The sequence below is a fragment of the Cellulomonas sp. genome, assembly GCF_965229465.1.
In the GTDB taxonomy this organism is placed as follows: Bacteria; Actinomycetota; Actinomycetes; order Actinomycetales; family Cellulomonadaceae; genus Cellulomonas.
Window position 1 is genome coordinate 206,289 of record NZ_OZ245882.1, and the last position, 21,945, is coordinate 228,233.

General features: G+C 72.9%; 22 protein-coding genes. 10 read left to right on the forward strand and 12 right to left on the reverse strand.

Annotation, left to right across the window (positions count from 1 at the left end; all coding sequences use genetic code 11):
• Genes ACO06A_RS00920 through ACO06A_RS00940 form a run of 5 tightly spaced genes read right to left on the reverse strand, consistent with a single transcriptional unit; the run spans position 1 to position 4,772 of the window.
• Positions 1–1,107, reverse strand: a complete 1,107-nt coding sequence (locus ACO06A_RS00920) for an LLM class flavin-dependent oxidoreductase (RefSeq protein WP_421734295.1) — start codon at positions 1,105–1,107, stop codon at positions 1–3.
• Positions 1,104–2,165 carry a GNAT family N-acetyltransferase gene (locus ACO06A_RS00925; RefSeq protein WP_421734296.1) on the reverse strand — a complete coding sequence of 354 codons (1,062 nt, stop codon included), beginning with the start codon at positions 2,163–2,165 and terminating at the stop codon, positions 1,104–1,106. Before ACO06A_RS00925 ends, ACO06A_RS00920 begins: the two co-directional genes overlap by 4 nt.
• Entirely contained in the window at positions 2,162–3,508 is a 1,347-nt protein-coding gene (locus tag ACO06A_RS00930; protein WP_421734297.1) for a M20 family metallopeptidase, read from the reverse strand. The genes ACO06A_RS00925 and ACO06A_RS00930 overlap by 4 nt, the downstream gene beginning before the upstream one ends.
• Entirely contained in the window at positions 3,505–3,918 is a 414-nt protein-coding gene (locus ACO06A_RS00935) for a rhodanese-like domain-containing protein (protein ID WP_421734298.1), read from the reverse strand. Before ACO06A_RS00935 ends, ACO06A_RS00930 begins: the two co-directional genes overlap by 4 nt.
• Before the next feature lie 35 nt (positions 3,919–3,953).
• Positions 3,954–4,772, reverse strand: coding sequence for an NADPH-dependent oxidoreductase (locus ACO06A_RS00940; RefSeq protein ID WP_421734299.1), 819 nt, complete (start codon positions 4,770–4,772; stop codon positions 3,954–3,956).
• 454 nt (positions 4,773–5,226) lie between these two features.
• Here ACO06A_RS00940 and ACO06A_RS00945 point away from each other — a divergent pair, with 454 nt between their 5' ends.
• The 9 genes from ACO06A_RS00945 (at position 5,227) to ACO06A_RS00985 (ending at position 13,716) form a co-directional block, all read left to right on the forward strand.
• Complete coding sequence (locus tag ACO06A_RS00945) at positions 5,227–6,582, forward strand: MFS transporter (RefSeq protein WP_421734300.1); 1,356 nt, start codon at positions 5,227–5,229, stop codon at positions 6,580–6,582.
• A gap of 83 nt (positions 6,583–6,665) precedes the next feature.
• Positions 6,666–7,505 (forward strand): 5-dehydro-4-deoxy-D-glucuronate isomerase, encoded by an 840-nt coding sequence (gene kduI / locus ACO06A_RS00950; protein WP_421734301.1) that lies wholly within the window; start codon positions 6,666–6,668, stop codon positions 7,503–7,505.
• A 36-nt stretch (positions 7,506–7,541) separates the two neighbouring features.
• Positions 7,542–8,354, forward strand: coding sequence for an IclR family transcriptional regulator (locus tag ACO06A_RS00955; RefSeq protein ID WP_421734302.1), 813 nt, complete (start codon positions 7,542–7,544; stop codon positions 8,352–8,354).
• Positions 8,351–9,127, forward strand: coding sequence for an SDR family oxidoreductase (locus tag ACO06A_RS00960; protein ID WP_421734303.1), 777 nt, complete (start codon positions 8,351–8,353; stop codon positions 9,125–9,127). Before ACO06A_RS00955 ends, ACO06A_RS00960 begins: the two co-directional genes overlap by 4 nt.
• Positions 9,124–10,137 (forward strand): C-terminal binding protein, encoded by a 1,014-nt coding sequence (locus tag ACO06A_RS00965; RefSeq protein WP_421734304.1) that lies wholly within the window; start codon positions 9,124–9,126, stop codon positions 10,135–10,137. Before ACO06A_RS00960 ends, ACO06A_RS00965 begins: the two co-directional genes overlap by 4 nt.
• Positions 10,134–11,174 carry a zinc-dependent alcohol dehydrogenase gene (locus tag ACO06A_RS00970; RefSeq protein ID WP_421734305.1) on the forward strand — a complete coding sequence of 347 codons (1,041 nt, stop codon included), beginning with the start codon at positions 10,134–10,136 and terminating at the stop codon, positions 11,172–11,174. The genes ACO06A_RS00965 and ACO06A_RS00970 overlap by 4 nt, the downstream gene beginning before the upstream one ends.
• Positions 11,171–11,926 carry a glucose 1-dehydrogenase gene (locus tag ACO06A_RS00975; protein ID WP_421734306.1) on the forward strand — a complete coding sequence of 252 codons (756 nt, stop codon included), beginning with the start codon at positions 11,171–11,173 and terminating at the stop codon, positions 11,924–11,926. The genes ACO06A_RS00970 and ACO06A_RS00975 overlap by 4 nt, the downstream gene beginning before the upstream one ends.
• Before the next feature lie 46 nt (positions 11,927–11,972).
• Positions 11,973–12,620, forward strand: a complete 648-nt coding sequence (gene eda, locus ACO06A_RS00980; RefSeq protein WP_421734307.1) for a bifunctional 4-hydroxy-2-oxoglutarate aldolase/2-dehydro-3-deoxy-phosphogluconate aldolase — start codon at positions 11,973–11,975, stop codon at positions 12,618–12,620.
• Positions 12,613–13,716: a sugar kinase gene (locus tag ACO06A_RS00985; RefSeq protein ID WP_421734308.1), complete on the forward strand. Its 1,104-nt coding sequence runs from the start codon at positions 12,613–12,615 to the stop codon at positions 13,714–13,716. Before eda ends, ACO06A_RS00985 begins: the two co-directional genes overlap by 8 nt.
• On the opposite strand, the gene ACO06A_RS00990 is transcribed toward ACO06A_RS00985, so the two are convergent.
• Positions 13,713–13,856: a hypothetical protein gene (locus ACO06A_RS00990; protein ID WP_421734309.1), complete on the reverse strand. Its 144-nt coding sequence runs from the start codon at positions 13,854–13,856 to the stop codon at positions 13,713–13,715. The two genes, ACO06A_RS00985 and ACO06A_RS00990, sit on opposite strands and share 4 nt — an antisense overlap.
• 32 nt (positions 13,857–13,888) lie before the next feature.
• Positions 13,889–14,290, reverse strand: a complete 402-nt coding sequence (locus tag ACO06A_RS00995) for an ATP-binding cassette domain-containing protein (RefSeq protein WP_421734310.1) — start codon at positions 14,288–14,290, stop codon at positions 13,889–13,891.
• Between the two features lie 75 nt (positions 14,291–14,365).
• Between ACO06A_RS00995 and ACO06A_RS01000 the strand changes: the two genes are divergently transcribed.
• Positions 14,366–14,779: a hypothetical protein gene (locus ACO06A_RS01000; RefSeq protein WP_421734311.1), complete on the forward strand. Its 414-nt coding sequence runs from the start codon at positions 14,366–14,368 to the stop codon at positions 14,777–14,779.
• A gap of 131 nt (positions 14,780–14,910) precedes the next feature.
• Here ACO06A_RS01000 and proB read toward each other — a convergent pair whose 3' ends face one another.
• From proB to ACO06A_RS01025, 5 genes are all read right to left on the reverse strand, one after another.
• Positions 14,911–16,050 (reverse strand): glutamate 5-kinase, encoded by a 1,140-nt coding sequence (proB, locus tag ACO06A_RS01005; RefSeq protein WP_421734312.1) that lies wholly within the window; start codon positions 16,048–16,050, stop codon positions 14,911–14,913.
• Positions 16,051–16,107: 57 nt separating this feature from the next.
• Positions 16,108–17,631, reverse strand: a complete 1,524-nt coding sequence (gene obgE, locus ACO06A_RS01010) for a GTPase ObgE (RefSeq protein ID WP_421734313.1) — start codon at positions 17,629–17,631, stop codon at positions 16,108–16,110.
• Positions 17,632–17,841: 210 nt separating this feature from the next.
• On the reverse strand, positions 17,842–18,102 hold the full coding sequence (gene rpmA / locus ACO06A_RS01015; protein WP_055913072.1) for a 50S ribosomal protein L27: 261 nt from the start codon (positions 18,100–18,102) through the stop codon (positions 17,842–17,844).
• Positions 18,103–18,171: 69 nt separating this feature from the next.
• Positions 18,172–18,480: a 50S ribosomal protein L21 gene (gene rplU / locus ACO06A_RS01020; RefSeq protein ID WP_343047979.1), complete on the reverse strand. Its 309-nt coding sequence runs from the start codon at positions 18,478–18,480 to the stop codon at positions 18,172–18,174.
• A 290-nt stretch (positions 18,481–18,770) separates the two neighbouring features.
• Positions 18,771–21,872 carry an Rne/Rng family ribonuclease gene (locus ACO06A_RS01025; RefSeq protein ID WP_421734314.1) on the reverse strand — a complete coding sequence of 1,034 codons (3,102 nt, stop codon included), beginning with the start codon at positions 21,870–21,872 and terminating at the stop codon, positions 18,771–18,773.
• Positions 21,873–21,945: the final 73 nt, after the last annotated feature.

The following is a 21,945-nucleotide window of genomic DNA, read 5'->3' on the forward strand; positions in this document are numbered from 1 at the left end:
TCAGACGCTCACGAGCCGGTCGAGGCCCCGCGCGCGGCCGGCGTCCTGCGGCCCCCACAGCGTGGTCGACACCTCGGCGCGGACCAACGGCACCACCTCCTCGGCGAACCGGCGCAGGACATCCTGCTGCTGCTCGTACGGGAGCACGGGGTTGAGCGAGACCGACTGCAGGTCGTGCCCGTACGAGCGGTGGTAGTCGAGGATCTTCTCGGCCACCCGCTCCGACGAGCCGACGAGGGCCGGCCCGCGCTCGACCGCGCCCTCGATGTGCGTGAACGACGACACCTTGCCCGGCCGCGTCTCACCGACGTGCTTGGCGGCCATCCGCGCGGCGAACCCCTCGTACACCGCCCGGTACTCCTCGGTGGCCTGCTCGGTGGTGTCGGCCAGGAACAGCCCGCCCGAGCCGGAGCCGACGTAGCCGACCGACGGGTCGAACCCGTGGATCTCCAGCTGCTCGCGGTACCGGTCGATGAGCACCTTGTAGTTCTCCCGCGGCTGCAACGCGTTGGCGGACACGATCGGGTCGCCGTGCCGCGCGGCGAGATCCACGGCGATCGTGCTGGTGGCCGACCCGTGCCAGATGCGGAACGGGCCGTCGTACGGGCGGGGCAGCGTGGTCGCGTCGGTCAGCGGGGCGTGGAACCGGCCCTCCCAGTCCACGTGCTCCTCGCCCAGCAGCCGCCGCAGCAGCCCGTAGTTCTCCTCGAGGTAGTCGTACTGGTGGGCCAGCTCGAGGCCGAACAGCGGGAAGTGCTTGTCCTCGTTGCCCTTGCCGATGACGATCTCCAGCCGCCCGCGGGACAGCACGTCGATCGTGGCGTAGTCCTCGGCCACGCGGACCGGGTCGAGCAGGCTGAGCACGGTGACGCCGGTGCTCAGCAAGATCCGGTCGGTGGCCTGCGCCAGCGCGCCGAGCAGGACGGTCGGCGACGAGGACAGGAAGTCCCCCGCGTGCCGCTCCCCCACCGCGAAGGCGTCGAGCCCGAGCTCCTCGGCGAGCACGGCAGTCTCGACGACGCGCTCGAGGCGGGTGGACGGGTCGAGCAGCTCGCCGGTCACCGGGTGGGGGCCGTGCGGGACGATGTCGAGGACCTGGAACTTCACGAGCGTGCTCCTTGCGTCAGGGGTGCGAGGTCGTAGCCGAAGGCGAGCAGGGTGCCGCCGTGCACGACGCGGGTCTCGCGGTCGGGCAGGCGGACGAATCCGAGCCGGTGGTAGAGAGCGTGCGCGCCGGTCATCTGCGGGCCGGAGTTCATCACCACGCGCTCCAGGCCGCGCTGCCGGGCGAGCGCGAGGACGTGCTCGGTGAGCAGCACCCCGATGCCGCGCCGGCGGGCCGCGGGGTCGACCGCGAGCAGGCGGAAGTCGAGCTCCCCGGGGCGGCCGAGGTCGGAGATGTGCTCGCCCGGGCGCGGGGTGGCGACCGTGCCGAGCAGCTCGCCGGTCGCCAGGTCCTCGACCACCCAGACCTCGTGCTCGCGGGCACGAGAGGCGACGTCGGCCAGCGAGGCGCGGTAGTCGGCGGGCAGGTCGTAGTCGTGGCCGTAGGCGTCGACCGACAGCTGCGCGACGCGGTCGTGCTCGTGCGGCGCGATCAGCCGCACGCGCAGCCCGGTGCGATCGAGGTCGTAGACGAACACGGCCAGGCGGCCGATCCCCCGGGGCACGACGACGGTCTCGCGCTCGACCGCGCGCTCGAACCCGAGCCGGTGGTAGAGCCGCTGCGAGGCGACGTTGCGCGGGCCGGTGTCGAGCACGAGCGCGCGGACGCCCCAGGCGCGGGCCCGGGCGATCGACTCCGCCACGAGCGCGGCGCCGACGCCGCGGCCGCGCGCCTCCGGGCCGGTGGTGAGGAGCCGCACCTCGGCCTCGTCGTGACGCGCCTGGCGGGTGTAGCCGGTGCCCGGGCGCAGGAGGCTGAGCGTGCCGAGCAGCCTGTCGTCCTCGACCGCCACGAGCAGGTCGCCCGCGGCCGCCCGCCCGGGAGTGTCGCGCAGCAGGCGCAGGCGCTCCGGGTCGGTGGTCGGACCGTACGGGCCGGCGCCGAACCCGCGCTCGGTCAGCTCGGCGACCGCCTCCAGCTCGTCGTCGCGGGCGGTCCGCACCTGCACGCTCGTGGCGTCTCCCGCTCCACCGGCAGCCTCGACTGGCGAGGCCGTCACGAGAAGTAGCCCTCGACGTCCAGCACGCCCCCGGCGTCCTCGAAGTCCTGCCGGACGGCTGCGCGCAGCGCCGGATCGGACAGGTAGTCGAGCGCGGTCAGTGCGAGACCGACCGCGCCGTCGACCGCGGCCGCGTCCCCCCGCGGACCGCCCGCGACCTCGGCGAACTCGCGGGTGTGCAGCGCCACGTCCGGGTCGCTCACCGCGATCATCGGGTGGATGCCCGGCAGCCGGACGCTCACGTTCCCGAAGTCGGTCGACGCCGCGAGGATCTCCGGCACCACGCCCCCCGCCAGCACGGTCCGGCCCTGACCCGCCTGGTGCACGGCCCAGCGCTCGGCCAGGGGTGAGTTGGTGCGTACGGGCAGCGTGAACGGCGCGGCGTCCCATACCAGCTCGGCCGTGGTGCCGGTGGCCAGCGCCGCGCCCTGGGCGATGTCCGCGAGGCGCTCGGACAGGTCCTTGAGCGTCGCCGGGCTGGCGGACCGGACGTAGTACTCGACGGTCGCCCGCTCGGGCACCACGCTCGGCCGCGCACCGCCCTCCAGGATCACGCCGTGCACGCGGTCGCTCGGCGGGATGTGCTGGCGGAGCATGGCGACGGCCTGGTAGTTCAGCGCCACCGCGTCGAGCGCGTTGCGGCCCATGAACGGGCTGGCCGACGCGTGCGCCGCGACCCCGTGGTACGTCACGCGCAGCTGGCGACGGCCCAGGAACGGGTGGTCGACGACGTCGAACCCGAACGGGTGGACCATGATCGCGGCGTCGACCCCCGCGAAGAACCCGTTGCGCGCCAGGATCTCCTTGCCGGAGCTCCCCTCCTCCGCGGGAGTGCCGAGCAGCAGCACGCGTCCGGGCAGCTCCAGCCCGTCCGCGACCGCGCGGTGCATCGCGAGGAACGCCCCCGTCGCTGCCCCCGCGATGAGGTGGTGGCCGCACGCGTGGCCCACCCCGGGCAGAGCGTCGTACTCGGCGAGGATCGCGATCGTCGGTCCGGCATCGGTGCGCGCGGCGCCGTCGTCGGGCCCCTGCGCCGTCAGGCCGGCGCGGAGTGCCGTCGAGAGCCCGTGCGTCCCCACGGAGGCGGGTACCCCGTGGGCCCGCAGCAGGTGCGCGATCGCGGCCACCGAGCGGACCTCGCGGAACGCCTCCTCCGGGTGGGAGTGGATGGCGTGCGCGAGGTCGAGCACGGCCCCCTCGCCGGCCTTGGCCCCCGCACGGACGAGCTCGCGCGACGGCTCGTCGGCACCGGGGTACGCGGACGTCAACGGCACGAACGTCGCCCGTCGGCGCTCGGTGAGCGCGTGGAGCTCGTCGAGGAACGCGGTGGACGGGGTGCTCATCCGACGGGCGCCTCGGCGGGCAGACCCGCGTCCTTCCACGCCGGGAAGCCGCCGTCGACGTGCACCACGTGGGTGAACCCCTTGGCGCGCAGCTCGGCCGCGACCGGGCCCGACCCGCGCACCGAGCCGCAGACGACGACGATCGGGGTGTCCAGCGACACGACCGGCGCGTGCCGGGTGGCGGCGGTCAGGTCGAACTCCTCGTCGATCGCGTACCGGTCGCCGACCGTCGCGCCGGGGATGGCACCGGTGCGCGACCGGCCGGCCTCGCTGCGCACGTCGACGAGGAACGCGCCCTCGGCGACGAGCTCGGCGGCCTGCACGGCGCTGACCACGGGCGCCAGCGCGGCGGCCTCCTCGAGGCTCAGGTGCTCGGCCGGGGCGCCGGGGCGGGAGGTGGTGTCGGTCATGGTGCGCTCCTTGTCGGGGTGGGGGTCGTGCGTGCTCATCGCAGCTGGAAGCCCTGCGCCTGGAGGGCCGAGCGCAGCTGGTCGCGGCCGTTGAGCGCGCCGGGACCGGACAGCCGGGCGAGCACCCGTTCGACCCAGGAGTGCGACAGCCCCTCCTCGGCGTAGAAGTCCCCGATCCGGCCCTCGTAGGCGGCGACGGCATCGGCGTGCTCGGCGTCGTCGTACGTCTCGTGGTGCAGCACCGCCGACTGCGGCAGGCGCGGCTTGATGCGGGCGTCCTCGCTCGGGTCCGGCCGCCCGACCACGAGGCCGAACGCGGCGAACACGTGCTTCGGCAGGTGGAGCAGCGCCGCGACCTCGGCGGGGCGGTTGCGCACCGCGCCGATGTACACGGTGCCGAGGCCCAGCGACTCGGCCGCGAGCCCCGCGTTCTGCGCGGCCAGGGCGGCGTCGACGAACCCGACGACGGCGGACTCGAGGAAGTCCGCACCCTCGGTCGGCGCCTGGTGCGCATCCGCGATCGCGTGGGCCCGCCCGAGGTCCACGAGCCAGACGAGCAGAAGCGGGGCCGCGGTGATGTGCTCCTGGTCGCCCGCGAGCGCCGACAGGGCCGCCCGGCGCTCGTCGTCGCGCACCGCCACGACGCTCCACAGCTGGAGGTTGGAGCTGGTGGCGGCCGACTGCGCCGCGGCGACGACCGCGGCGAGCTCGGCGTCCGTGACCGGGTCGGGCAGGTAGCGGCGCACGGAGCGGTGCGCCAGCTGGAGCTCGATGACGTCCGTGCTGGCGACGTCGGCGGGCGCAGCGCCGCCGTAGCGGGCCGCGACGGCGGACGGGAGGAGATCGACGGACATGGCGCTTCCCTAGGGTGTCGGACGCTCACCCGCCGTGCCGGCGGCTGACCCGCGCAGGAGGGTCGGCTCCGCGCCTGACGATGTCAACGATCGGGACGGCCTTCTCACATCGCGGGATCGTCGCTCGGCGTCCCGTCCCGGGTCGCTCCGGACCGATTCGTGCAGAAGGGACCTTTGTCCCCTGAGCCCGTCGGCGGGTCGGACTACCTTGTTCCGTGTACCGGAACTAAGTTCCATCTAGGACATGAACCGGTACCGCGCAGCACCCAGTGCCCGAGCCTCCACCGAGGATCCCCCGGGACCCTGCTCACCCCGAGCCGAACAAGGAGTTCCAGCACCAGGCGAGACAAGGCCGTCTCGATCTGCGCGACAGCGGGCGCCCCGCCCGTTCCCCGAGTCTCCCGCCCGGCCGATGACGGCACGGCGACGCGAGCTCCCACGAGACAGGTGTCCTGTGACCGGAAACATCGTCCGCCCACCACCCGCCCTCGCGGGCGGCGAACTTCCCCCCGTCGACCGCAAGAACCTGCGCAGAGCAGCGTGGGCCGGCGGGATCGGCACCGCGCTCGAGAACTTCGACTTCACGATCTTCGGCACCGCGTCGGCGATCATCTTCAGCAAGATCTTCTTCTCCGACATGGACCCGATCTCCGGGATGCTCGCGTCGTTCGGCGTGCTGTTCGTCGGATTCGGCGCGCGCCCCCTGGGTGGCCTGTTCTTCTCCAAGTACGGCGACCGTCTCGGCCGCAAGTTCGTCATGGTCGCCACGCTGTTCCTCATGGGAACCGCGACGTTCGCCATCGGCCTGCTGCCCACCTACGCGGTCGTCGGCATCTGGTCCCCGATCCTGCTGCTCATGGCCCGGTTCCTCCAGGGCTTCGGCGCGGGCGCGGAGCAGGCCAGCGGCATCGTCCTGCTGACCGAGACGGCACCCAAGGGCAAGCGCGGTCGGTTCTCGTCGCTCGTCTTCGTGGGCGCCGCCGCCGGTGCCGCGATGGGCGCCGTCGTGTGGATCCTCGTGCAGATGATGCCCGAGGAGGCGCTGCTCTCCTACGGCTGGCGCCTCGTGTTCTTCAGCTCGATCTTCGTCACGATCGCCGCCTACGTCATCCGTCGCAAGGTCAAGGAGTCCCCGGTCTTCGAGGAGCTCAAGACCGAGGGTGCGATCGAGGCCGTGAAGGTCTCGCCGGTGGCCGACGTGTGGAAGCACGGCAAGAAGCACCTCGCCCGCGTGTTCTTCATGAACATCGGCGCGAACTCGCACTCGTACATCTACCAGGTCTTCATCGGCGCCTACCTGATCAACTACCTCGACGTCGACTCGAAGCTGATCCCGAAGTTCCTCCTCCTCGGCGCCTTGTGCGCCTGCGTCTCCGCCGTCGTGTTCGGCATCCTGTCCGACAAGTTCGGCCGCAAGCGGATGTACCTGATCGTCACCGGGTTCCTCATGCTCTTCGCGGTCCCGGCGTTCCTCATCCTCAACACCGGCAACCTCGTCCTGATCTGCCTGGTCATCGTCGTCGGGTTCATGATCGCCTCGCAGGGCACCGTCGGGGTCCAGGCGGCGTACTTCCCCGAGCTCTTCGGGTCCCGGTACCGCTACGCCGGTGTCGCCCTCGGGCGCGAGTTCTCCTCCGTCTTCGGCGGTGGCCTCGCTCCGTTCATCTGCGCGGCGCTCATCACCTGGGCGACCGGGTCGTGGTGGCCCGTCGCGGTCTACATGGTCGTGATCATGGGCATCACCTTCGTCACCACCCTGTTCGCTCCCGAGACGGTCGACCGCGACCTGCTGCTCGAAGAGGACGCGTAGCCCGACCCGTGCCGGGTGCAGGTCGACGACCCGCACCCGGCACGGAGCACCACCCCCCACCCCGAACTCCCCAGGAGGCCCCCATGGACCAGCGATACGCCACGAGCCCGGACAACGTCCCCGGGATGGACACCGCCGAGCTCCGCAGGCGGTACCTGGTCCAGGACCTGTTCGTGCCCGGCGAGGTGCAGGCCGTCTACACCCACCACGACCGCGTCGTGCTCGCGGGCATCAGCCCGGTCGGCACCCCGCTCGAGCTCGGCACGTTCCCGGAGATCCGCAGCGAGCACTTCTTCGACCACCGGGAGGCCGGCATCGTCAACGTCGGCGGCACGGGCACGGTCACGGTGGACGGCGTCGAGCACGTGCTCACCAAGGGCTCGTGCCTGTACGTCGGCCGCGGCGCGCAGGGCGTCTCGTTCGCCGCGACGGACGCCGACGGGGACGAGGGCGCGGCGAGCTTCTACCTGATCTCCGCTCCCGCCCACACCGCCTACCCGACCACGCTCGTCGAGGCCGGCCAGGGCACGCAGCGCGAGCTCGGCGACGCCCTGACCTCGAACCGGCGCACCCTCAACCAGTACATCCACGAGCAGGGCGTCCGCAGCTGCCAGGTGGTCATGGGGGTCACGCGGCTGCACCCCGGCTCCATGTGGAACACGATGCCGGCGCACACGCACGACCGCCGGACCGAGTGCTATCTGTACTTCGACCTGCCGGCCGACGCGCGCGTCATCCACCTCATGGGCGAGCCGACGGAGAGCCGGCACCTGGTGGTGGGCAACCGTGAGGCCGTGATCTCCCCCAGCTGGTCCGTGCACTCTGGCGTCGGCAGCGCGAGCTACGCGTTCGTCTGGGCCATGGCCGGGGAGAACCAGTCCTTCGACGACATGGACGGCTTCGCCATCTCCGACCTGCGCTGACCCCTCGCACGACGACCGACGAAGGAGAGACGGAACGTGACGACGACGACCGAGACCAGCACCGCCGCAACGGCGAGCGCGAGCGAGAAGACGCTGCTGGTGCTGGAGGCGGCACTGACCCACTCGCGGTTCACCGAGGTGGTGCACGCCACCGGCCTGGCCAAGGCGACGACGCACCGGATCCTCAGCACGCTCGCCGCCCGGCAGTTCATCGCCGTCGCGGCGGACGGCAGCTACCTTCCGGGCCCGAAGATCCTGTCGCTCGCCGGCCGGGCGCTCGAGCGGATCGACATCTCGGCGATCGCGCGGCCGTTCGTCGACGACCTCGTCGCCACCACGCACTGCACCGTGCACCTCGGCGCGGTCAACGGCGACGAGATCGTCTACCTGATCCGTGCCGACTCCGACAAGCCGTACGTCATGCCCTCCCGGGTCGGCCTCTCCGTCCCGATGCACTCGACGGGCGTCGGCAAGGTCGTGCTCGCCGACCGGTCGGACGAGGACCTCGCCCGGTTCGTCGCCCGGGCCGGCCTGCCCGCCCGCACCTCGCACACGATCACCACGCTCGAGGCCCTCCAGGCCGAGATCGACGTCGTCCGCCGCGTCGGCTACGCCCTCGACCGCGAGGAGAACGTCCCCGGCCTCGGGTGCGTCGCGGCACCGGTCCGGGACCACACCGGCCGGGTCGCGTACGGCGTGAGCATCTCGACCCTGCTGCTCGAGCACACGCTCGAGCAGATCGAGGACATGGCATCTATGGCCACGGACGCGGCAGCGAGGATCTCCGCCGCGCTCGGGCACCAGTCCGTCCCGCACATCCCCGCACACCAAGGAGCACGACCCCTATGACGATCGCCAGCTACACGGAGAGCCTGTTCAGCCTCGAGGGGAAGCTCGCGGTCGTCACCGGAGGCAGCCAGGGCATCGGGCTCGCGATCGTCGAGTCGCTGGCGCGAGCCGGTGCCGACATCGTCGCGGTGAGCTACGACATCCCGGACGGAGACAGCGCGGCGCGGACCGTCGTCGAGGACCTCGGCCGGCAGTTCACCCCGCTGCGTGCCGACTTCTCGGTGCGCGCGGAGGTCACCGCGCTCGCCGCCGACCTGGTCGGCAGGGACGTCGACATCCTGGTCAACAACGGTGGCACGATCCGGCGCGCCCCCGCCGCCGAGCACACCGACGAGGACTTCGACTACGTGGTCGACGTCAACCTGCGCTCGGCGTTCATCCTGTCCCGCGAGGTCGGCCGGTCGATGATCGCGCGCGGGGGCGGCAAGATCGTCAACACCGCCTCGCTGCTCAGCTTCCAGGGCGGCGTGAACGTGCCCGGGTACACGTCCTCCAAGTCGGCGGTGGCCGGCCTGACCAAGGCGCTCGCCAACGAGTGGGCGCCGCTGGGCGTCAACGTCAACGCGGTCGCCCCCGGGTACGTCGCGACGGCCAACACCACCGACCTGCGCGAGGACGCGGAGCGCAGCAAGGCGATCCTGGACCGCATCCCCGCCGGTCGCTGGGCCGAGGCGGCCGACATCGCCGGCGCAGTCCTGTTCCTGTGCTCGCACGCCGCGGACTACGTCCACGGCATCACGCTTCCCGTCGACGGCGGATGGCTGGCCCGATGACGGTCACCGGCCCCCACATCGTCATCACGGAGTGCGACCACGACTCGTTCGCGGCCGAGCAGGAGATCGCCGACGCGGCGGGTGCCGCGCTGGTCCTCACGCAGTCGCGGACGTCCGTCGAGCTGGTCGCCAACGCGGCCGACGCGGACGCGATCCTCGTGCAGTACGCGGAGATCACGGCCGAGGTCATGGATGCGCTGCCCCGGCTGCGCGTCATCGGCCGCTACGGCGTGGGCGTCGACTCGGTCGACGTCGCCGCAGCCACCGCCCGCGGGATCGCCGTGTGCAACGTGCCCGACTACGGCACCGAGTCGGTCTCCGACCACGCGATCGGCCTGGCGCTCGCGGCCGCCCGGGGCATCCCCCGGCTCGACCGCGGCCTGCGTGCCGGTGCGTTCGACCTGGCCGCCGTCCGCCCGCTCTTCCAGACCCGCGGCCGCGTGTTCGGGGTGGTCGGGATGGGCCTGATCGGCACGGCCACCGCGCGCAAGGCCGCCGGCCTGGGCTACGAGGTGATCGGCTACGACACCGCGGCCGCCCCGGGCGCGGAGACGTTCCACGGGTTCGCCTCCGTGGGTCTCGACGAGCTGCTCGAGCGCGCCCAGGTGGTCTCGTTGCACACTCCGCTCACCGAGGTCACCCGCCACCTGATCGGTGCGGCGCAGCTCGACGCGATGCGGTCCGACGCCATCCTGGTCAACACGAGCCGCGGGGGCGTCGTCGACATCGACGCGCTGGTCGAGGCCCTGCGGACGGGGTCGGTACTCGGTGCGGCGATCGACGTGCACGAGACCGAGCCGCTGCCTCCCGGGCACCCGCTCACCACGTTCGACTCGGTGGTGCTCACGCCGCACCTGGCCTGGTACACCGAGGAGTCGTACGACGAGCTCAAGCGCCGGACGATCGCCAACGTGATCGACGTCTGCGCCGGGCGCGCACCCCGCAACATCGTCAACCCCGAGGTGCTCGGGACTCCTGGTCGGAACCTCGCCTGCGGGGTGGCGGCATGATCCCGGCCACGATGACGGCGGCCCGCTGGCTGGCGGCCGACACCGTCGAGGTCACCCAGGTCCCGGTCCCCGAGGTTCCCGAGGGCTGGGCGCTGGTGAAGATCGCCTACGACGGGGTCTGCGGGACGGACCTGTCGATCCTGCACGGCAAGCACCCGCGGGCGACCGCGCCGCTGATCCTCGGGCACGAGATGTCCGGCTGGGTCGAGACGGCCGGGGCCACCGGACCACCGGCGGGCACGCTGGTCGTCGTCGAGCCGCTGATCAGCTGCGGCGAGTGCAAGGCGTGCCGGGACGGGCTGACCCACGTCTGCCGACGGCTCGGCCTGTACGGCATCGACGCGCCCGGCGCGATGGCGCAGTACGTCGCGCTCCCGCCCGAGGTCCTGCACGCCGTGCCCGACGGCGTCGACCCCCGCACGGCCACGCTCGCCGAGCCGCTCGCGGTCGCGGTGCACGCCGTCGACCTGTCCGGCCTGCGTCCCGGCGACACCGTCGCGGTCTACGGCGCCGGCCCGATCGGGGTGCTCACCGCGCTCGTCGCGCGGCACGCCGGTGCGGCCCACATCGTCATCACGGAACCGAGCGCGTGGCGTCGCGAGGTCGCCGCCGGGCTCGGCTTCACCGTCGTCGCCCCCGGCTCGACGATGGCCGAGACCCTGGCACCGCTCACCGACGGCGAGGGCGCGGACGTCACGTTCGACTCCGCCGCCCACCCGACGGTCGCGGCCGAGGTCGCCGCCGTGACCCGCGTGCGCGGGCGGGTCGTGATCGTCGGCGTCTACAAGCAGCCCACGGCGGTCGACCTCCAGGCGATCTGCTTCAAGGAGCAGACCGTCGTCGGCGTGCGCGTCTACACGTCGGCCGACGTCACCCGCGCGATCGAGCTCATCGCCTCGGACGCGCTCGACCTCGAGCACTTCCCCACCCGGGCGTTCGCGCTCGACGACGTCGCCGCCGCGCTCGACGCGGCGACGACCGGCCAGGGCTGCCTCAAGGTCCTGGTCACCCCTCTGACCGGAAAGGCCGACTCATGAGCTCGCCCTTCGATCTGCACGGCAAGACCGCCGCCGTCACCGGCGGGGGCCGCGGCCTCGGCCTCGGCATCTCGACCGCGCTGCTGGAGGCCGGTGCCGACGTCATCGTCTTCGGGCGCAGCGACCTGCCCGCCGAGCTGGTCGACCTGGCCGCGACGCTCGGGCGCCGGCTGCACTTCGTCGCCCTCGACCTGGCCGACGCGGACGCCGTCGCGGCGACCGCCGCGCAGGTGCTCGCCGAGCACCGGGTGGACATCCTGGTCAACAACGCCGGGACGCAGGACCGCCACCCCGCCGTGGACTTCCCGCTCGACGCCTGGGACCGCGTGATCGACGTGAACCTGCGGGCGGTGTTCCAGCTCTGCCAGCTGTTCGGGCGGCCCATGCTGGAGCGCGGCGAGGGCTCGATCATCAACCTCGCGTCGCTGCTGAGCTTCCAGGGCGGCCTGACCGTGGCCGCGTACGCCGCGAGCAAGGGCGGCGTCGCGCAGCTGACCAAGGCGCTGTGCAACGAGTGGTCGAGCAAGGGCGTGAACGTCAACGCGGTCGCGCCCGGGTACATGGCCACCGAGATGAACGCGGCCCTGCTCGCCGACCCGGCGCGCCTGGAGCAGCTCTCGGCGCGCATCCCCGCGGGCCGCTGGGGGCAGCCGGAGGACATCGGCAACGTCGTCGTCTTCCTGGCCTCCCCTGCCGCCTCCTACGTGCACGGTCAGGTCCTCGCCGTCGACGGCGGCTGGATGGCCCGCTGAGCTCGCGCACTCCCTGCAGCACACCACCGAAGAAATGAGTCTCGACATGGACGTCCTCTCAGCCCTACGAACCGCGCGCCTGGTGCCGGTGGTCGTGCTCGACGACGCGGCGGACGCCGACGCGCTCGCCGGTGCGCTGGTCGCCGGCGGACTGCCCGTCGCGGAGGTCACCTTCCGCACCGCCGCCGCCGAGGAGTCGATCCGGGTGATGGCGGGCCGCGGGGACATCCTCGTGGGGGCCGGCACCGTGCTCACGGTCGCCCAGGTGGACCTGGCCGTCGCCGCCGGTGCCAGCTACGTCGTCTCGCCCGGACTGAGCCGCGCGGTCGTGGAGCGCTGCCAGGAGCTCGGGGTGCTCGCGCTCCCCGGTGCCGTGACCGCGACCGAGATCCAGGCCGCTCTCGAGCTCGGGCTGACCACCATCAAGTTCTTCCCCGCGGGAACCTCCGGCGGCGCCAAGGCGATCGCCGCCCTCGCCGCGCCGTTCGGCCACGTCGGCATCGTGCCGACCGGAGGGGTCGGGCCCGCCAACCTCGCCGAGTACCTCGCCCTGCCGAGCGTCGTCGCGGTCGGTGGCTCGTGGATGTGCCCGCGCAGCCTCGTCGCGGCCCGCGACGTCGCCGCGATCACCGCGCTCACCGCCGACGCGGTCGCCCTCGCCGGGGCGCGGACCACGGAGCCCAGCCATGTCTGACCTGACGATCCGCCCCGCGTCCGAGTGCCGCTACGACGCGGTGTCGCTGGGCGAGGTCATGCTCCGGCTCGATCCCGGTGAGGGTCGCATCCGCACGTCGCGCTCCTTCCAGGTGTGGGAGGGCGGCGGGGAGTACAACGTCGCCCGTGGCCTGCGCCGGGCCTTCGGCCTGCGGACCGCGATCGTCACCGCGCTCGCGGACAACGAGGTCGGGCGCCTGGTCGAGGACCTGATCCTCACCGGCGGGCTCGACACCTCCTACATCCAGTGGGTGCCGTACGACGGGATCGGTCGCGAGGTCCGCAACGGACTGAACTTCACCGAGCGGGGCTTCGGGGTGCGCGGCGCCGTCGGCGTGTCCGACCGCGGCCACACCGCCGTGTCGCAGATGAAGCCCGGCGACGTGGACTGGGACCACCTGTTCGGCGAGCTCGGCGTGCGCTGGCTGCACACCGGCGGCATCTTCGCGGCCCTGTCCGACAGCGCGGCCGAGACGGTGATCGAGGCGGTCACCGCGGCGAAGCGCCACGGCACCGTCGTGTCGTACGACCTCAACTACCGGCCGAGCCTCTGGAAGGCGATCGGAGGGCTGGCCAAGGCCCAGGAGGTCAACCGCGCGATCGCCCCGTATATCGACGTGATGATCGGCAACGAGGAGGACTTCACCGCCTCGCTCGGCTTCGAGGTCGAGGGCGGCGACGCGTCGCTGGCCGAGCTCGAGGTGGACAAGTTCGCCGCCATGATCACCACCGCGGCCGCCGCGTACCCGAACTTCGCCGTGATCGGCACGACGATGCGGACCGTGCGGTCGGCGTCCGTCAACGACTGGGGCGCCCTCGCCTGGTCCCCCGCCACGGGCGTCGTCCAGGCCACCCACCGCGAGCGGCTCGAGATCCTCGACCGCGTGGGCGGCGGCGACTCATTCGCGTCGGGCCTCATCTACGGCCTGCTCGACGGGCAGCCGCTCCAGACCGCCGTCGAGTACGGCGCCGCGCACGGGGCGCTGGCCATGACCACCCCCGGCGACACCACGATGGTCACCACCGCCGACGTGCTCAAGCTCGCGGGCGGTGGCGGCGCGCGCGTGGACCGCTAGACCACCCGCGCTCCGGGGATCGCGTCGAGCAGCGCGCGCGTGTGCTCGGCCTGCGGGCGGTCGAACAGGTCGGCGGTCGGTCCGTGCTCCACCAGCAGCCCCCGGTGCAGCACGGCCACCGTGTCGCTGATCTGCCGCACGACCGCGAGATCGTGCGAGATGACCAGGTAGCTCAGGCGCGCCGCGTCCGTGAAGCCCGGTCGCCGACGCCGAACGCGTGCAGGGGCTCGGTGATGATCCGCTCCACCGACAGCCGAGGGTCCAGGGACGCGTACGGGTTCTGGTAGACGAGCTGCACGCGGCGCCGCAGCGCCCGCAGTCGCGCTCCGCGGGTGTGCGTGACGTCCTCGCCGTCGATCCGGACCGTGCCGCTGGTCGGCTCCACCAGCCGCAGCGCGATGCGGGCGAGGGTCGACTTGCCGGACCCCGACTCCCCCACGACGCCGAGCGTGGTCCCGCGCGGCAGCGCGAGCGTGACGCCGTCGAGCGCGCGGAACGGCGCCCGGCCCACGCGGAACTCCTTGGTCACGTGCTCCAGCCGCAGCACGTCCCCGGCCGGACCGGAGGGGGCCACGACCGGTCGGCGCGGCGCCAGACGCGCCGTTAGGTCTGGGGCGAGGACCTCTCGGGCTACGACCCCGACGGCCCCGTGCCCCGCCACGACCCGGTCATCACGGAGATCGGCCAGACCCGCGGGACCGTCCGCCACGCCCCCGACCCGCGCGCGATCGCCCAGGCCTGGCGCGCCCGCGCCGAGTCGGAGAACCTGTCCATCCGGCAGCTCGTCATCGCCCAGGAGCGTCAGCGGGGCTTCGTCGGCTCCCCCGCGACGGTGGCCGAGGAGCTCATCCGCTGGGTGCGCACGGGCGCCTCGGACGGGTTCAACATCACGCCGTGGATCGTGCCGGGCGGCCTCGACGACGTCGTCGACACCCTGGTCCCCGAGCTCCAGGAGCGCGGCGCCTACCGCACGGAGTACACCGGCAGCACGCTCCGCGACCACCTGGGCCTGCGCGACCCCCTGACCCGCCGCGCGCCGACCCCGGTCGGCGCAACAGTCTGACCACCCGCACCGTCCGAGCAGATGTGCCCAGAGCCTCCATCTGCTCGGACGTCGACGGTCGGAGCACAACGTCCGAGCAAGTGAGCGCTGGAGCGATCAGATGCTCGGACGTCGTGGTGCAGACCGGGCCGTCAGCGGCGCTTGCGGACCAGGACGAGGTCGTCGCGGTGGACCAGCTCGCGGTCGTACCCCGGGCCCAGGGCGGCGCGCAGCTCGGACGTCGATCGACCCAGCAGCGGCGGCACCTCCTCGGCGTCGTAGGAGACCAGCCCGCGCGCCACCAGCTGACCGTCAGGTCCGACGAGCTCGACCGGGTCGCCCGCCTCGAAGGTCCCCTCGACGCCGGTCACACCCGCAGGCAGCAGCGACGTCCCCCGCTCGAGCACCGCGCGCACGGCGCCGGCGTCGAGCACCAGCCGTCCGCGGGTGCTCGCCGCGTGCGCCAGCCAGAGCCGCCGGATCGAGGTGCGGCGACCGGTGGCGGTGAACCAGGTGCCCACGTCCTCACCGGCCAGCGCCTGTGCGGCCTGCGCGGCCGACGTGAGGACCACCGGGACGCCGGACTGGGTGGCAATCGCGACCGACTCCAGCTTGGTCACCATGCCGCCGGTGCCGACCGCGCTCCCCCGCGAGGCCACGTCGATGCCCTCGAGGTCCTCCGCGTGGACGACGGACGCGATGCGCCGGGAGCCGTCGCGCGTCGGCGGGCCGGTGTAGAGCGAGTCGACGTCGCTGAGCAGGACGAGCGCGTCCGCGTGCACCAGGTGGGACACGAGGGCGGCGAGCCGGTCGTTGTCCCCGAACCGGATCTCGTCGGTGGCCACGGCGTCGTTCTCGTTGATGACGGGCACGATGCCGAGGTCGAGCAGCCGGGTGAGCGCGCGGTGAGCGTTGCGGTAGTGCACGCGCCGCACGGTGTCGTCGGCGGTCAGCAGCACCTGGCCCACCTGGAGCCCGTGCCGGGCGAACGCGGCGGTGTAGTGCGCCACCAGCAGGCCCTGGCCGACGGAGGCCGCCGCCTGCTGCGTCGCCAGGTCACGCGGGCGGGCGGCCAGCCCGAGCGGGCCGAGACCCGCGGCGATCGCACCGGAGGACACCAGCACCACCTGGCCGCCGGCCGCGCGCCGTGCGGCCAGCACGTCGACCAGCGCGGTCAGCCGCTCGGGGGCAAGCCGGCCGTCGGGAGTGGTCAGCGACGACGAGCCGATCTTGACGACCACCCGGGACGCCGAGACCAGCTGCTGGCGGTCCACCAGGGCATCGACGGTCACGGTCGGCATTCTGCCGCGTGGCAGGTGCCGGTCACGCGAATATCCGGGTCCCGGACATCACTCCTTGGCCGCGTCCGTCCAGACGCCGGCCTCGCGCTCGGTCCACAGCTCCTCGCGCGCCTCGGTCTTGGCGTCCATGCGCTCCTTGTACTCCTGGCGCTTCTCGCCGCGGGTCGGCCGGGACCGGTCCTCGATGCGCAGGTCGACCCCGCGAGGTCCGCCGAGGAACTCCGACCCGGTCATGAGCGTGGGCTCCCAGTCGAAGACGACCGCATTGTGCTCGGGGCCGATGCGCACCTCGTCGCCGGCAACGGCGCCCGCGGCGAACAGCTTCTCCTCGACACCCAGACGCGCGAGCCGGTCCGCCAGGTACCCGACGGCCTCGTCGTTGGTGAAGTCGGTCTGGCGCACCCAGCGCTCGGGCTTCTCGCCCCGCACCCAGTAGTACACGCCCTGACCCTCGACCTCGCGGCGCGTCACCGTGAACCCGGCGTCGTCCACGGCCTTCGGGCGCAGGACGACGCGGGTGTTCTCCGGCGCCGGCGCGTCACGACGGGCCTTGTCGACGATCTCCCCGAGGGCGTACGTCAGCAGACGCAGACCCTCGTGGCTGGCGGTCGACACCTCGAAGACCCGGAACCCGCGAGCCTCGAGGTCGGGCTTGACCAGCTCGGCCAGCTCGCGCGCCTCGGGGACGTCGATCTTGTTGAGCACGACGATCTGGGGGCGGTCCAGCAGCGGCACCCGACCGCCCTCGATGGTCAGGTCGCCGGCGTAGGTCCGCAGCTCGGCCTCGATGTCCTCGAGGTCCGACAGGGGGTCACGGTCCGGCTCGAGGGTCGCGCAGTCGAGCACGTGCACGAGGACCGCGCAGCGCTCGATGTGCCGCAGGAACTCCAGTCCCAGCCCGCGCCCCTCGGACGCGCCGGGGATCAGACCGGGGACGTCGGCCACGGTGTACCGCGCGCCACCGGCCTGCACCACGCCGAGGTTGGGCACCAGGGTGGTGAACGGGTAGTCGGCGATCTTGGGACGCGCCGCGGAGATCGCGGCGACGAGGCTGGACTTCCCGGCGCTCGGGTACCCCACCAGGGCGACGTCCGCGATGGTTTTGAGCTCGAGCACGATGTCCTGCTCGGTGCCCGGCTCACCCAGCAGCGCGAAGCCCGGGGCCTTGCGGCGCTGCGAGGCGAGGGCGGCGTTGCCCAGGCCACCCCGGCCACCCGACGCGGCCACGTAGTGGGCGCCGACGCCGACCAGGTCCGCGAGGACCGTGCCGTCGGGCGACTTGACCACGGTGCCGTCGGGGACGCCGAGCACCAGGTCGACGCCGGTCGAGCCGGAGCGGTGGTCGCCCATGCCCTGCGTGCCGGACGGCGCGTGCCGGTGCGGCGAGTGGTGGTAGTCGAGCAGCGTGGTGACCTGGGGGTCCACCTCGATGATCACCGAGCCACCGTTGCCGCCGTTGCCCCCGTCGGGGCCCGCGAGCGGCTTGAACTTCTCCCGGTGGATGGATGCACAACCGTGCCCACCGTCACCGCCGGTCGCATGCAGCACGACCCGGTCGACGAATGTCACCACGGCTGAACCTCCCTTGCCATTGCTACTTCTTGATACTCACACGCGGAAGGGGCGCACCGCATCGGTGCGCCCCTTCCACGAATGACCCGACGCGGACCGATGCCGCGTCGTCATGACCTGCTCAGACCGCTGATCCACGGTCGGTCATCGCCTTCGTTCCACTTCCGGCGCGTGCCGCTCCGCGACCCGCACCGTCCGTTGCACTACGGCTCAGACCTCGGCCGCCACGACGATGTCGATGACCTTGCGGCCACGGCGCGTCCCGAAGGTCACGGCGCCGGGGGCAAGGGCGAAGAGCGTGTCGTCGCCGCCACGGCCCACGTTCACGCCGGGGTGGAAGTGCGTGCCGCGCTGGCGGACGATGATCTCGCCGGCCTTGACGACCTGGCCACCGAAGCGCTTGACGCCCAGGCGCTGGGCGTTCGAGTCGCGACCGTTGCGCGAGGAGCTCGCGCCCTTCTTGTGTGCCATGACGAACCTGCTTTCGTGCTCAGAGAATGGGGGCTGCGTGCCTGTGGCCGTACGGCCGACGGCGCGAGATCAGGAGATGTCGGTGACCTTGAGGCGGGTCAGCTTCTGGCGGTGACCCTGGCGCACGCGGTACCCGGTCTTGTTCTTGTACTTGAGGATGTCGATCTTGGGACCCTTCTCGTCCCGCACGACCTCCGCCGTCACCTTCACCTTGGCCAGGGCCTTGGCGTCGGTGGTGACCTTCTCGCCGTCGACGAGCAGCAGGGCGGTCAGCTCGATGGTCGACCCGGCCTGCGCGGCGAGGCGGTCGACGACGACGACGTCGCCGACAGCGACCTTCTCCTGGCGGCCGCCAGCCTTCACGATCGCGTACACCACGTTGCTGCTCATCTCTGCTCGTCGAACTACTTGGGTCGATACGTTCTGTTGGTGCCTTGCCTGCGCCCGCGCACATCCCGCTGCCACCGGCTCTCACCGGTTCCCGTGGGGGTTCGCGTCGGCGCCGCGATGGCGGCACACATGACCAGCGCGTACACGACGCGCCGACGTTCTAGGGTACGGACCGCACGGCGCAGGGTCAAACCTGACCGCTCGCCCCGCCCGGTACGTGACCGAACGCACGTCCCGGCGGGGTGCTCGTGCCGGAACGACCGGCACGAGCCCCGCGGTCAGTGCTCTTCGAGACCGTCGCCGTCCCCCGGCTCGGACGCCTCGTCCTCGGGCTCGTCGTCGGACTCGAACAGGTCGGCGGGAACCGCCGTCAGCTCGAGCTCGTCGACGGCTGCGTCGTTGACGCCCACCGGCTCCTGCACCCCGGCGAACTCCGCGAACACGTCGAGACCCGGCGCGCTCGGCGTCTCGGTGTCGACCGCCTCGGGCTCGTCGACCGCGACGGCGGCGTGCTGCTCGTGGTCGTGGTCGTGGTCGTGGGCGTGCGCGGCCGCCGCGGCGATCGTCGCCAGCGTGGCCTTGACCGCCTCGCGGGCCTCGGGCAGCACGGGCACACCCGCGTGCGGCGCGTGCGCGACCTGCTCCGTGGAACCGCCGCGCTTGCGGCGCGACCGCTTGCCGTCGCCCTCGCCGGACGTCGTCGGCTGCTGCTGCACGCCGGCGTCGGGACGCTGGTTGTTCTTCTCGATCGGCTCGTCGTGCACGATGAAGCCGCGCCCGTGGCAGTGCTCGCACGTCTCGCTGAACGCCTCGACCAGGCCCTGGCCGACGCGCTTGCGGGTCATCTGCACCAGGCCCAGCGAGGTGACCTCGGCGACCTGGTGCTTGGTGCGGTCGCGGCCCAGGCACTCCACCAGGCGGCGGAGCACCAGGTCGCGGTTGGACTCGAGCACCATGTCGATGAAGTCGATGACGATGATGCCGCCGATGTCGCGCAGCCGGAGCTGGCGGACGATCTCCTCGGCGGACTCGAGGTTGTTCCGCGTCACCGTCTCCTCGAGCGTGCCGCCCGAGCCGGTGAACTTGCCGGTGTTGACGTCGACCACCGTCATGGCCTCGGTGCGGTCGATCACCAGGGAACCGCCCGAGGGCAGCCAGACCTTGCGGTCCATGCCCTTGGCCAGCTGCTCGTCGATGCGGTGCACCGCGAACACGTCGGTGTCGGACTCCCAGCGGGTGACCTTCTGCGCGAGGTCGGGGGCGAGCTCGTCGATGTAGGACGAGATCGTGGTCCAGGCCTCGGCGCCCTCCACCACGAGGGAGGAGAAGTCGTCGTTGAAGATGTCGCGGACCACGCGGATGGCCATGTCGGGCTCGCCCTGGAGCAGGGCCGGGGCCGACGCGGTCTTCGACTTCTTCTCGATGGCCTCCCACTGACCCTGGAGGCGAGCGATGTCGGCGCGCAGCTCGTCCTCGCTGGCCCCCTCCGCCGCCGTGCGGACGATGACGCCCGCGGAGTCCGGGACGATCTCGCGCAGGATCTTCTTGAGGCGGTTGCGCTCGGTGTCGGGAAGCTTGCGGCTGATGCCGGTCATGCCGCCACCGGGCACGTACACGAGGTAGCGGCCCGCGAGCGTGACCTGGGAGGTCAGCCGGGCGCCCTTGTGCCCGATCGGGTCCTTGGTGACCTGCACGAGCACCGGGTCACCGGACTTGAGGGCCTGCTCGATGCGACGCGCCGAGCCTCCCTCGAGACCCGCGGCGTCCCAGTTGACCTCGCCGGCGTAGAGGACCGCGTTGCGGCCCTTGCCGACGTCGACGAACGCCGCCTCCATGCTGGGCAGCACGTTCTGGACGCGGCCGAGGTAGACGTTGCCGACCATCGAGGCCTGCGCCTGGTTGGACACGTAGTGCTCGACGAGCACGCCGTCCTCGAGCACCGCGATCTGGGTGCGGGCGTTCTTCTCCCGCACGATCATCGAGCGGTCGACGGACTCGCGGCGGGCCAGGAACTCGGACTCGGTGATGATCTGGCGGCGGCGGCCCGCGTCGCGGCCGTCCCGGCGGCGCTGGCGCTTGGCCTCGAGCCGGGTGGAGCCGCGCAGCGCGGTGACCTCGTCGCTGGGCGCGCGGGTGCGCGCGGCGCGCGGCTCGTTCTGCTCGCCGGACTCGCCGCGCGACGACCCGCGACGACGACGGCGACGGCGACGGCTCGAGCCGCCGTCCTCGTCCGTGGCGTCGTCGGCGTCGGGCTCGGTGTCGGACGTGGCGGCCTCGTCGGCGTCCTCGTCCGTGTCCTCGGAGTCGTCGGCGGACCCGGCGGAGTCGGGCCGGCTCCGCCGTCCACGGCCACCGCGACGGCGACGGCGGCGGGGCGCACCGGGCTCGGTGGTCTCGACCTCGTCGTCCTCGTCCAGCTCCACCTCGTCGGTGACGTCCGCAGCGATGTCGGTCTCGGTGTCGTCAACGGCGTCGCCCTCGGCCACGACCTCGTCGGTCACGGCCTCGTCGACGACCTCGTCCTCGGCGCGCGCCGCGTCGGCGCCACGACCACGGCGGCCGCGTCGGCGCGAGCCCCGCGACGACGACGTCCCGGCCTGCTCGACGGCCTCGACCTCGGTCGGCTGGGCGGTGACCTCGGCAGCCTCACTGGCCTCAGCGGCCTCGACCTCGGCGCGGCGGGCGGCCTCGGAGATCTCCTCCGGGGAACCGGTCCCGGCCTGCGCGCGGCGTCGGCGCGGACGGGCCGCGGACGGGTCCGGGGCCTGGAACAGCAGGGCGGTCGTCGCGAAGCGCCGGCCGGTCGAGGTCGAGCTGGTCGTGGCGTTGGCCTGCTCGGCCGAGGGCGCGGTCGCGGCCAGCTCGGCGAGCACGTCGAGCGTCGGCGCCTGCTCGGCGTCCTCCTCCACGGGCTCGGCGGGCTCGGGCTCGGGCGCCGCGGTGGCCCGGGTGCCGGACCGACGGCGACGCGGGGCCGCCTTGGGGGCGGGCTGGGCGGCGACGGGCTCGGGCTCCTCGGCCGCGGCCTCGGGCTCCTCGACGACGGCCTCGGGCTCCTCGACAACGGGCGCCGGCTCCTCGACGACGGGCGCCGGGGCGTCCTCAACGGGGACCGCGACGACGGTGCGGGTGACCCGGCGCGACTTCTTCACGGGCGCCGCGGTGGCAGCCGGCTCGGCCGGGGCCACCGGCTCGTCGGCCGGGGCTGCCGCGGCGGGCTGCTCGGCGACGGCGGGGACCGTGACGACGGCGTCGGCCGCAGCCTCGGTGCTGGGGGCGGCGGTCACGCGGGTGGCCCGGCGTCGACGCGGGGCCGCGGGCGGTGCCTCACCCCCGACGGTCGTCGTCGTGTCAGTGGTGGGGGTGTTCTCGTCGGTCACGCGAAGTGCTCCTGGGTACCGAGCAACGCCACCCACACTCGCGGCGGCACTCGGTCGGTCGGTCGTCGCACGC

Bases quoted from the DNA above. Each gene is read 5' to 3' on its own strand.
- ACO06A_RS00970 (WP_421734305.1), top strand. From the start codon at position 10,134: ATGATCCCGGCCACGATGACGGCGGCCCGCTGGCTGGCGGCCGACACC.
- ACO06A_RS00960 (WP_421734303.1), top strand. From the start codon at position 8,351: ATGACGATCGCCAGCTACACGGAGAGCCTGTTCAGCCTCGAGGGGAAG.
- ACO06A_RS00930 (WP_421734297.1), bottom strand. From the start codon at position 3,508: ATGAGCACCCCGTCCACCGCGTTCCTCGACGAGCTCCACGCGCTCACC.
- ACO06A_RS00975 (WP_421734306.1), top strand. From the start codon at position 11,171: ATGAGCTCGCCCTTCGATCTGCACGGCAAGACCGCCGCCGTCACCGGC.
- ACO06A_RS00985 (WP_421734308.1), top strand. From the start codon at position 12,613: ATGTCTGACCTGACGATCCGCCCCGCGTCCGAGTGCCGCTACGACGCG.
- eda (WP_421734307.1), top strand. From the start codon at position 11,973: ATGGACGTCCTCTCAGCCCTACGAACCGCGCGCCTGGTGCCGGTGGTC.
- ACO06A_RS00935 (WP_421734298.1), bottom strand. From the start codon at position 3,918: ATGACCGACACCACCTCCCGCCCCGGCGCCCCGGCCGAGCACCTGAGC.
- kduI (WP_421734301.1), top strand. From the start codon at position 6,666: ATGGACCAGCGATACGCCACGAGCCCGGACAACGTCCCCGGGATGGAC.
- ACO06A_RS00965 (WP_421734304.1), top strand. From the start codon at position 9,124: ATGACGGTCACCGGCCCCCACATCGTCATCACGGAGTGCGACCACGAC.
- ACO06A_RS00940 (WP_421734299.1), bottom strand. From the start codon at position 4,772: ATGTCCGTCGATCTCCTCCCGTCCGCCGTCGCGGCCCGCTACGGCGGC.
- rpmA (WP_055913072.1), bottom strand. From the start codon at position 18,102: ATGGCACACAAGAAGGGCGCGAGCTCCTCGCGCAACGGTCGCGACTCG.